A 9361-nucleotide genomic window follows, 5' to 3' on the forward strand; every position below is an offset into this window, starting at 1 on the left:
AATTGCCCTATTGTATATTGCTTCATTGTTTGTCACCTCCTGCTAATAATATAACACAAAAGTTATAGTTTAGCAAGCTGGTTCTATAATATTTTATAGTTTCATGTCAACAGCCCCTCGCCTCCAATTATTTAACGGGTATCGGCTTGGCATTCCTCTACCCGTTTTATTATTAACCATTTATGCTTTTCCACTACTTCCAAAAATACGGATTTTTTCACGAACCACTGCCGTCATTTTCTCCCGTGCAGGTCCCAATAATTTTCGGGGATCAATTTCCGCGGGATTAGCGGCTAGGGCCTCCTTTAATCCCCCCACAAAAGCTTCGCGAATATTAGTATCAATATTAATTTTACGCACTCCCAAAGCAATAGCCTGTTTTAAATCAGCATCCGCTACTCCGGAGGAACCATGTAATACAATTGGTATTTTAACCAAACAACGAATTTCCCGCAAACGTTCAAAATCAAGTTCTGGTTCAAACTTATAAGGTCCATGTGCTGTACCGATGGCTACCGCCAGTGAATCTACATCTGTTGCTTCCACAAAATATTTAGCTTCCGCGGGATCGGTTAACATTGCATCTTTTTCATCTACATGCACATCATCTTCACTACCCCCAATTTTACCTAATTCAGCTTCGGTAGTTACCCCTACTGCTTGGGCTAACTCTACAATTTTTTTCGTAGTGGCGATATTTTCCTCTAAAGGTACTTGTGATCCATCATACATTACTCCCGTAAAACCACGTGCCAGACAGCGAATTACCTGCTGAAAATCAGTACCATGATCTAAATGCAAACATACCGGCACACTACTTTTTTCCGCAGCTAAGGTCACTAAACTAACAATATAATCCAAACCAGCATATTTTATAGCCCCTTGACTAGCTTGAATAATCACCGGTGACTTTTCCGCCTCAGCTGCAGCAATAATAGCCTGCACTATTTCCATGTTATTGCAATTAAAAGCTCCCACAGCATAGTTCCCTTTTTCCGCTGCCTGCAAAATTTCTTTACCAGACACTAATGGCACTTTGCTCACCTCCTATTCACTTTTTCTATTTATTTTTAATCTTCCGCCCCTCGCCTCCTCTTCTGCAAGTAAACAACTAGAATGGGCCTTTAACTCCAGGATCTTCCGTGTCCGCAGTTTTAGTAAATCTGTCTCTGTTTCCGCAAAAATTATCCCTACAGCCTGACAGTGTAAGCAATAGAGCTCCACATGTTCCGCAAAAATTTCAGTAGTAAAATTATCATGACCACAACTGCAGTAAATACGCCCTTCCTGCATACTGTCTTTTAAATATTCTAAAACAGCAAACATAATTTTGGGATTAAGAAAATAGTGTTCAAACTGCAGCCCTTGAATCATTTCTTCCAAAGAAAGATATTCCGCCTTAATTGCCTCCTGCACTTTTTCTTTAATCCCTAAATAAGCCAATTTTATTCCAGTTTGTTCACAAACTAAAAAACAAATTTGCTCATTCCAAATTTCCTGTCCCCGCATTTCAAACAAATGCCCCTGTGTACAAACTGGACAAGCTGTTTGTAAATAATATAAATGCCGAGCACGGCGTGTCAAAGACATTAAACGCTTCCCACATTCACAAAATAATTCTACTTGTCCCTTTTTACCACAAGCAAAACGCGACAAAAAATGCATTTCCATTTTGCCGCATTGAGCACAAGGTAAAGCCACAACCGTGTAAGTCGAGAGCAGCATTTTTTTCTCCCCTTTTGTCATTACTTCAGCTATAAGCAACCTTCTGCATTTTTTAATAAAATCCTGCCGAAATCTGACGATTATTTCTTTAAATTTTTTTCCAAAAGAGATTTTAGTTCCATCAAATCAAAAGGTTTTTTCATAATAGCCGCTACTTTTAAATGAGGAGGGAAATCATTTAATTCCATTTCACCATAACCACTCATGGCGATAAGATTAAGTCGATTTTCCACCGCCAAAAGACGCTCCATAGTACTAAAACCATCTAAACCCGGCATCTTTAGATCTACCAAAGCTAATTGGAAATCATGTTTTTGGGCCAAAGCTAGTGCTTCAACCCCCGACTTGGCGGTTAATGCCTTATAGCCTAACAGGTGACACGTTTCGTGTAATAATTGCCGTATTCCTTCTTGATCATCCACGATTAAGACTTGAGCTTTTACCATCCTTACCACCATCCTTCTGGTTGGCTTTAATGCTCTTTAGTCATCAATCACCGCTTATTGGCTTTATAGAATCTAGGAATACCAGCGGCGACCATCGTCTTCCGCAAAGGCAATTCTGCAATAGTACCTACTTGTACAGCCTCGACTTTTGAAATTTCTACCATAGTAAGCTGCATACCTACTTTACCGATAATTCGCCCTACCCCCCCGGGAAAAAACACAGGGGGTGAAAACCTTAACCAGCCTCGGTAACTTAAAAAAAGCTTCAAAACACCTTTCATAAAATCCAACAGATTAGCTGGTTTTAATAAAGGAGCTACCTCCACTCCATCTTTTAATCCCACCGGCAAAACCGCTACCGGAGTAGTCCGACGAGTTTTAAAAGCACGCTGATAACCAACCGTATAACCGCGAGGTAAATCCCTAATATAAACCACCTTCGCCTTAAAGGTCCCTGTTTCCTTTAATTCGACAATTTTTCTTTGTCGGGGTTCTGGATACTGACCATAAAGCAAGGTTCCCACTCGCACCATTTCCAAATACATTTCCGGCAAATCCAAAACCGCAGCACTATTAGCTATATGTCTAATAAAATTCTTTAGACCTATTTCCTCCAAAGCCTGACAAGCCTGCCCGAATAATTTGAATTGTCGCTTAGCATAGCTTTTATTTTTCTGCATAGCAGACGCCAAATGGGAATAAACCCCTTCAATATTTACCTCGGGAATTTGTAATAATCTTTGAGCAGCAGGTACAACTTCTTTCGGCCAAAGCCCATAACGGCCCAAACCTGTCTCCACTTTCAAATGTACTTTTAATTTACCCTCATGTTCAGCAAACCATTTTTCTACCTGTAAAACAGCAGCTAAATCAGCAATAGTTGCCGTTAAATCATGTTCTACATATAAAGCCAATTCCTCGGGGAAAAAAGGCCTAAACACCAAAATGGGCACCCGAACACCAGCAGTACGCAGTATCAGCCCCTCTTCAGCAGTGGTAACCCCTAACATTTCTACCCCTAATTTTTCCAAAAACAAACTGACAGGTACCAAACCATGTCCATAGGCATCAGCTTTAACAACCGCCAACAATTTAACTTGAGGGCCAATTCTTTCCCGAATTAACTCATAATTATATTTTAAGGCTTCTAAATCCACCTCCAGCCAACAAGGCAAATTAGCAGCAGCTAGCATTCTTAATCCCCCTTGAACAAGGCCCTTTTCCAATTAAGCAACCTTCTAATATTTTTCTGATAAAGAGGCTCCCAGCTTGTCCACATCCGATAATAAAAAGGTGCAAAAACTAAATCATATTCGCCTACAAATTCAGTAAACGTACCCTTGAAGCCTTTTTTAAAACGATATAAGCCATATAAAGGATTATCTGGTGAAAGATCACCAGAAATACCGCGAAAATCATATACCTTACAGCCATTGGCTTTCGCCCATTTAATCATCGTCCACTGCAGCAAATAATTAGGCATCACGCGGCGGTGCTGATTCGAAGAAGCCCCATAAATATACCAAGCAGTATCCCCAAAAAGATATGCCAAAGTACCAGCAATCGGCTTATCCTGATAATAAGCTAAAAATAATTTTAAATAACCTGCCGGATACAGACAATCCCACATTTGAGTAAAATAATCAAAGGAACGCACCAAAAAATTATTACGTTCTGTAGTCTCTTGCAGTAAATTATAAAAAATAGTCAAATCCGCTGCTGTACAGTCTTCTTTAATCACAACCCCCCTGCGTTTGGCCAAACGAATATTATAACGGGTTTTAGAATGAAAATTAGCCAAAAGTGTTTCTTCATCAGGTGTTAAATCCAAACGAAAAACAAATTTTGGCTGAATTCCGGAAAATCCGTCTCGGGTACTCACCAACACAAAACCGCGTGCCGCAAAATAATCTTTTATTTGCGTTTCATCAGCAGGAATATCGGGGTCAATTTTTAAAAAAATAGCCCCTTTTTCCCGGGCAAATTTTTTCAGCGAAGCAAACAAAAAATCCATTACTTCCCGATTAGTTAAATCTCCCACAGGTCCGCGTGGAGCATAGAAAATAACTTTACCAATTACCGGCAAACGACGAGATAAAATACTAATTCCCGCTACTGGTTTTTGTCTATCTTCCACTAAAAAACGATAAGCCTGCCAGGCTCCTTTGCTTTTTAATTCACCCCATTCCCAAGTTTGCAAAACATGAGTTTTAGGTGCTGTTAACAAAAACCGATTATAAGTCTCTTTTTCCGTTTCGTCTAATAAGCGAAAAAAATACATTGTTTTTAGGTCAAACCTCCTTCAAGTGTCCTCCTAATTATGTTTACCTGTTTGCCGCCTTTTTAAAGCCGCCCCTAAAAAATCTCTAAACAAAGGATGAGCTCGATTGGGACGTGATTTAAATTCCGGATGAAATTGACAGCCGACAAACCAAGGATGTTCCGAAATTTCCATAATCACAAGAGAACCATCATGTGGAGAAAGACCACTAAACACTAAACCCCCTTTTTCCAAATACTGCCGCTGGGCACTATTAAATTCATAATAATGACGATGTCTTTCAGCAATTTCTTTTTGACCATATGCCTGAAAAGCTTTTGTTCCCTCTTTTAAAACACAAGGAAAACTGCCGACCTTTTTTTTCCTTTGTGAACCAGCTAATTCATGTTCTGCCAAAGTAGAAATCTCCACTGGTTTAATTAATTTGGCCTCCAAATCCCCAACCATTCCCACTACATTTTGAGCATATTCCAATATAGCTAACTGCATCCCGGAACAAATACCCAAAAAGGGAATTCCTTTTTCACGTGCATAGCGAATTACCTTTAATTTACCTTCCCGACCACAATCACCATAGCCCCCCGGAATTAATAAACAATCAATCCCTTTTAGCAATATTTCCGGAGTCACACTATTTTCCAAATCAACTGGAGCAATCATTTTCACTTCTACCGCCAAATGATGTTCAATACCTGCATGACACAAAGCCTCAGTAACACTAAGATAAGCATCAGGATAATCTACATATTTACCAATTAAGGCCACCTTTAAAGAATCCCGTGGATTTTTAATCCTCCAAACTATTTCTTCCCATTCTTGTAATTCCGCCTCCTGGCATTCCAAACCCAACTTTTTAATAATAATATCATCAAGCCCTTCCTCTTTTAAAAGTAAAGGCAGCTCATAAATCGAAGGGGCATCCACGGCTTGAATGACAGCCTCTTGTTCAATATCACAAAACAGAGCCACTTTAGCTTCCATTTCTTTGGAAAGTGATTTTTCTGAACGACAAACAATGGCATCAGGCTGAATACCAATACTTCTTAATTCCTTGACACTATGTTGAGTAGGTTTAGTTTTTACCTCCTTGGCAGCCTGTAAATAAGGGACTAAGGTAACATGAATATACATCACGTTTTCACGTCCTACATCACTCTTTAATTGGCGGATGGCTTCCAAAAAAGGTAGTGATTCTATATCCCCCACAGTACCCCCAATTTCCGTAATGACCACATCAGGCTGTCTTTCCGCAGCAGCCCGAAAAACAGCCATTTTTATTTCATTAGTAATATGAGGAATTACCTGTACAGTACTTCCTTTATATTCCCCTCTTCTTTCTTTTTGAATTACCGACCAGTAAATTTTACCGGTAGTAGTATTACAAAGACGGTTGACATTAATATCCACAAAGCGCTCATAATGTCCCAAATCCAAATCAGTTTCCCCACCATCCTCTGTTACAAATACTTCCCCATGCTGATAAGGACTCATAGTCCCAGGATCAACATTAATATAGGGGTCAAATTTTTGAATCAAAACTTCCAAACCCCTACTTTTTAATAAACGTCCGATAGATGAAGCGGTAATGCCTTTACCCAAAGATGAAACTACCCCACCAGTTATAAAAATATATTTTGTCGCCAAACCTCATCCTGCCTCCCTACACCCATGTTAAATTTACATTCTTTCTGGAGCACTTACTCCCAATAAACTTAAAACATTACGCAGTGTAATACGTACTGCATCAATTAAACCTAAACGTGCTTGTCTCAAGGCAGGTTCTTTTACTAAAACCCGCTGTCGATTATAGAAACTATGAAATAAAGCAGCCAACTCCTGTGCATAATGTGTTAAACGATGTGGCTCACAATTAAGTGCGGCTTCCACAATTTCTCCTGGGAATTCCGCAATCTTTTCAATTAATGCCAATTCTTCCTCAGTTTTCAATAAAGTAAAATCAGGCTGAAGTTCCTCACATGTTTCCGCCTTTAAAATACTATGAATCCGAGCATGAGCATATTGCACATAATAAACAGGATTAGCAGCAGATTCTTCCCTAGCCAAATCCAAATCAAAATCCAAATGACTATCCGGGCTGCGCATGACAAAAAAGAAACGAGCCGCGTCACGTCCTACCTCAGCAATTAATTCCGCCAAAGTAATATAAGTACCGCTCCGTTTGGACATTTTTATCCTTTGGCCACCACGCCAAAGGTGAACCAACTGCATTAAAACAATTTTTAACCTTTGGGAATCATAACCTAAAGCCTGTATAGCTCCTTTCATACGAGCTACATGGCCATGATGATCAGCACCCCAAATATTAATCACTTTACTAAAACCCCGCTCAAATTTATTACGATGATAAGCAATATCAGCAGCAAAATAAGTAACTAAACCATTGGAACGCACCAAAACCTCATCTTTGTCTTCCCCTAATTCTAACCATAAAGCGCCCTCTTTTTCATAAACTACACCACTATCCTCAAGCCTTTCCAAACAATCTTCAATTTCACCACTTTCATGTAAACTTTGTTCACTAAACCAACAATCATATTCAACCCCAAATTGTTTTAAATCTTCCCTAATAGCCCCCAGCTTTTCTGTCAAGGCCTTTTCAATCAAAAACTCTCTACGCAACTCCGGAGCCACGTTTAAATAAGTATCTCCCACCTCAGCAATAATTTTAGCCACAGTTTGTTTTAAATCTTCACCATGATAACCTTCTGTCGGGAATTCAACCTTTTCACCTAATAATTCTAAATAACGTGCTTCTAAAGATTTACCGAAATTTTCAATTTGATTACCAGCATCATTAATATAAAATTCCCGTGTTACCTGATAACCTGCTGCTGCCAACAAATTACTCAAAGTATCACCCAAAGCAGCTCCCCGAGCATTACCCATATGTAAAAGCCCAGTAGGATTAGCACTAACAAACTCCACTTGTATTTTTTCACCTTGACCATAATTGGAATGACCATATTGTTCATCAGCCGCGATAGCCTTGGGTAATATTTCCACCAACCAATCTTTTTCCAAATAAAAATTAATAAAACCAGGGCCTGCAACCACTGTTTTTCCCAACTTATTTATCCCCGGACACAAATTATTAACTATAATTTGAGCAATTTCGCGCGGGGCTTTTTTCTCTACCTTACTTAATAATAAAGCGACATTAGTGGCCCAATCACCATGAGATTTATCACGCGGTTTTTCCACAATAAAAGTGGGCCATTCATTTAACTGTAATAGCCCTTTTGCTTGCACTAATTTTAAGGTTTCCTTTAAAACTCCCTCTATTTCCTCTTTTTTTGCTTTAAAAAGATCCATTCCCCAATTCCCCCCCATCCCAATTATATTGTGCTTTTAAAGTTAATGTCAATCCTTGCTCACAATTAAATAAAGGCACTAAATCCAGTGCCTTTATGTTTACCACTCCTGTTTTTTAGCCGGCCGAGTATATAAATCATCATAGATACTACCATAAATCACAACCTTTTCATCCTGACAAATTTCTCCGATTTCTTTTCCACAAGGAGCCACAATAGCCCTTACTAAATATTCTCCATCCGGCAATTCTACCTCAGTATAATATTTTCTCTCCCAAATGGTTTCACCATCCGAAAAAACATAAGCTTCCTCCGGCAACTTCCACACCGTAATTTCCCGATCCTTTTCCTGCCTTTTTTCTACAGGCTCTAATCTAATAATTTCCCCCCGATCATGAAACTGTACCACCACCTCACCAGGCCCCTCAAAACTACCCCCTTTAGCTCTAGCTGCCCGCGGCACCTTAGTTTCCCAATCAGTCCAATAAATCGTCTTTACCACCACCTCAAATCCATAACCCGAACGAGTAATCTGATTAGGATCCCGGCCATAAAACTTTCCACCCCGTTGTGTAGCGGGATAAATCTCCCAATAGCCCCGACTTTCTCTGCCCCTATCTTCACACTGTTTAGTATTAATCTCCAAGATTACCTCCAGGCTTTCCCGATAATTTACAGTCTCTGTTCTAGTACGCCAACAAGTAGAAGGATGATAAACCCCATTTTCATCAAAATAACTACAATCATAACTTACCCGCCAAGAATAAGTCTCCAGCCACTCATTCTCACACAAATTCATAAATAAACAATCCGGTTTAACCAAATCTGGCTTTTCAACTTCCACCACTATTTCTTTCCAATTATTTCCCAAATCAATTTCACCCACTACAGGCTCCACTTCCACCCTCAAAAGACATTCCTCTTTTTTCCACGGTACCTGCCAATTAAAATTCCGCCGACAATCTTCACCCCCCTCTAATTCCAATACCTCACTCCCTACCACTTTACCATCTGCCCAATAATTAACCCTAAAAGTCTCCAATTTCCCCCCATTATTCCTCAAAAGACAAGACCCCATCTGCTTACTCCCAGCCCTCACTGGACTTACCTGCTCCACCTCCACCACCTCAAGATCAATCCCCACCACCCTCTTCACCCCATAAAACTTTAAATAAATTGGCAAATACCACCGCCAACCCTCAACTAAATCCGCCTGATCATCCCTTTTAATGTTTTCAGCTTGTACCTTATCATGTAAATAAAACTTTACAGTATGGGGCGAAATTTCCGGAGCCAATTGATAGTCATGTGGTCTACTTTCCAAAACTTGCGTTAAAAACAAATCATATATTAGGGGGATATACTTTTTCCCATCCTTACTTACTTTACCACCTCCACCTACCCTTAGATAATCCTCTTTTGTAAAATCCCGCAGCCAATCTATACTAGCTTCTACACGAATAGGCTCATATTCTTTTTCCCATTCCTGTTTAGGTTTAGCCTGAAAAGTTAAATAACGTTCATACTTTTCTTTTTCAGGATCATCATCCAAATCCGTGCCCCCATAAGGTTCATCA

8 protein-coding genes are annotated in these 9361 nt (G+C 39.6%); all 8 read right to left on the bottom strand.

From position 1 onward, the window contains the following. Positions 1–180: 180 nt before the first annotated feature. The 8 genes from GX687_04240 to GX687_04275 all read right to left on the bottom strand — a co-directional run bounded on the left by GX687_04240 (position 181) and on the right by GX687_04275 (position 9336). Positions 181–1035, bottom strand: a complete 855-nt coding sequence (locus tag GX687_04240; GenBank protein HHX96656.1) for a class II fructose-1,6-bisphosphate aldolase — start codon at positions 1033–1035, stop codon at positions 181–183. A gap of 12 nt (positions 1036–1047) precedes the next feature. Further along, positions 1048–1725, bottom strand: coding sequence for a hypothetical protein (locus tag GX687_04245; GenBank protein ID HHX96657.1), 678 nt, complete (start codon positions 1723–1725; stop codon positions 1048–1050). A gap of 80 nt (positions 1726–1805) precedes the next feature. Next, positions 1806–2171 (bottom strand): response regulator, encoded by a 366-nt coding sequence (locus tag GX687_04250; GenBank protein HHX96658.1) that lies wholly within the window; start codon positions 2169–2171, stop codon positions 1806–1808. A 47-nt stretch (positions 2172–2218) separates the two neighbouring features. Further along, positions 2219–3364: an alanine racemase gene (gene alr / locus GX687_04255; protein HHX96659.1), complete on the bottom strand. Its 1146-nt coding sequence runs from the start codon at positions 3362–3364 to the stop codon at positions 2219–2221. 2 nt (positions 3365–3366) lie between these two features. Continuing rightward, positions 3367–4452: a peptidoglycan bridge formation glycyltransferase FemA/FemB family protein gene (locus tag GX687_04260; GenBank protein HHX96660.1), complete on the bottom strand. Its 1086-nt coding sequence runs from the start codon at positions 4450–4452 to the stop codon at positions 3367–3369. A gap of 33 nt (positions 4453–4485) precedes the next feature. Further along, positions 4486–6096 (bottom strand): CTP synthase, encoded by a 1611-nt coding sequence (locus tag GX687_04265; protein HHX96661.1) that lies wholly within the window; start codon positions 6094–6096, stop codon positions 4486–4488. Between the two features lie 33 nt (positions 6097–6129). After that, positions 6130–7785, bottom strand: coding sequence for an arginine--tRNA ligase (locus GX687_04270; GenBank protein ID HHX96662.1), 1656 nt, complete (start codon positions 7783–7785; stop codon positions 6130–6132). 99 nt (positions 7786–7884) lie between these two features. Then, on the bottom strand, positions 7885–9336 hold the full coding sequence (locus GX687_04275; protein ID HHX96663.1) for a hypothetical protein: 1452 nt from the start codon (positions 9334–9336) through the stop codon (positions 7885–7887). Positions 9337–9361 lie beyond the last annotated feature (25 nt).

The organism is Clostridia bacterium, from assembly GCA_012841935.1.
Taxonomy (GTDB): Bacteria; Bacillota; Peptococcia; order DRI-13; family DTU073; genus DUTS01.

Bases quoted from the DNA above. Each gene is read 5' to 3' on its own strand.
- GX687_04245 (HHX96657.1), bottom strand. From the start codon at position 1,725: ATGCTGCTCTCGACTTACACGGTTGTGGCTTTACCTTGTGCTCAATGC.
- GX687_04250 (HHX96658.1), bottom strand. From the start codon at position 2,171: ATGGTAAAAGCTCAAGTCTTAATCGTGGATGATCAAGAAGGAATACGG.
- alr (HHX96659.1), bottom strand. From the start codon at position 3,364: ATGCTAGCTGCTGCTAATTTGCCTTGTTGGCTGGAGGTGGATTTAGAA.
- GX687_04260 (HHX96660.1), bottom strand. From the start codon at position 4,452: ATGTATTTTTTTCGCTTATTAGACGAAACGGAAAAAGAGACTTATAAT.
- GX687_04270 (HHX96662.1), bottom strand. From the start codon at position 7,785: ATGGATCTTTTTAAAGCAAAAAAAGAGGAAATAGAGGGAGTTTTAAAG.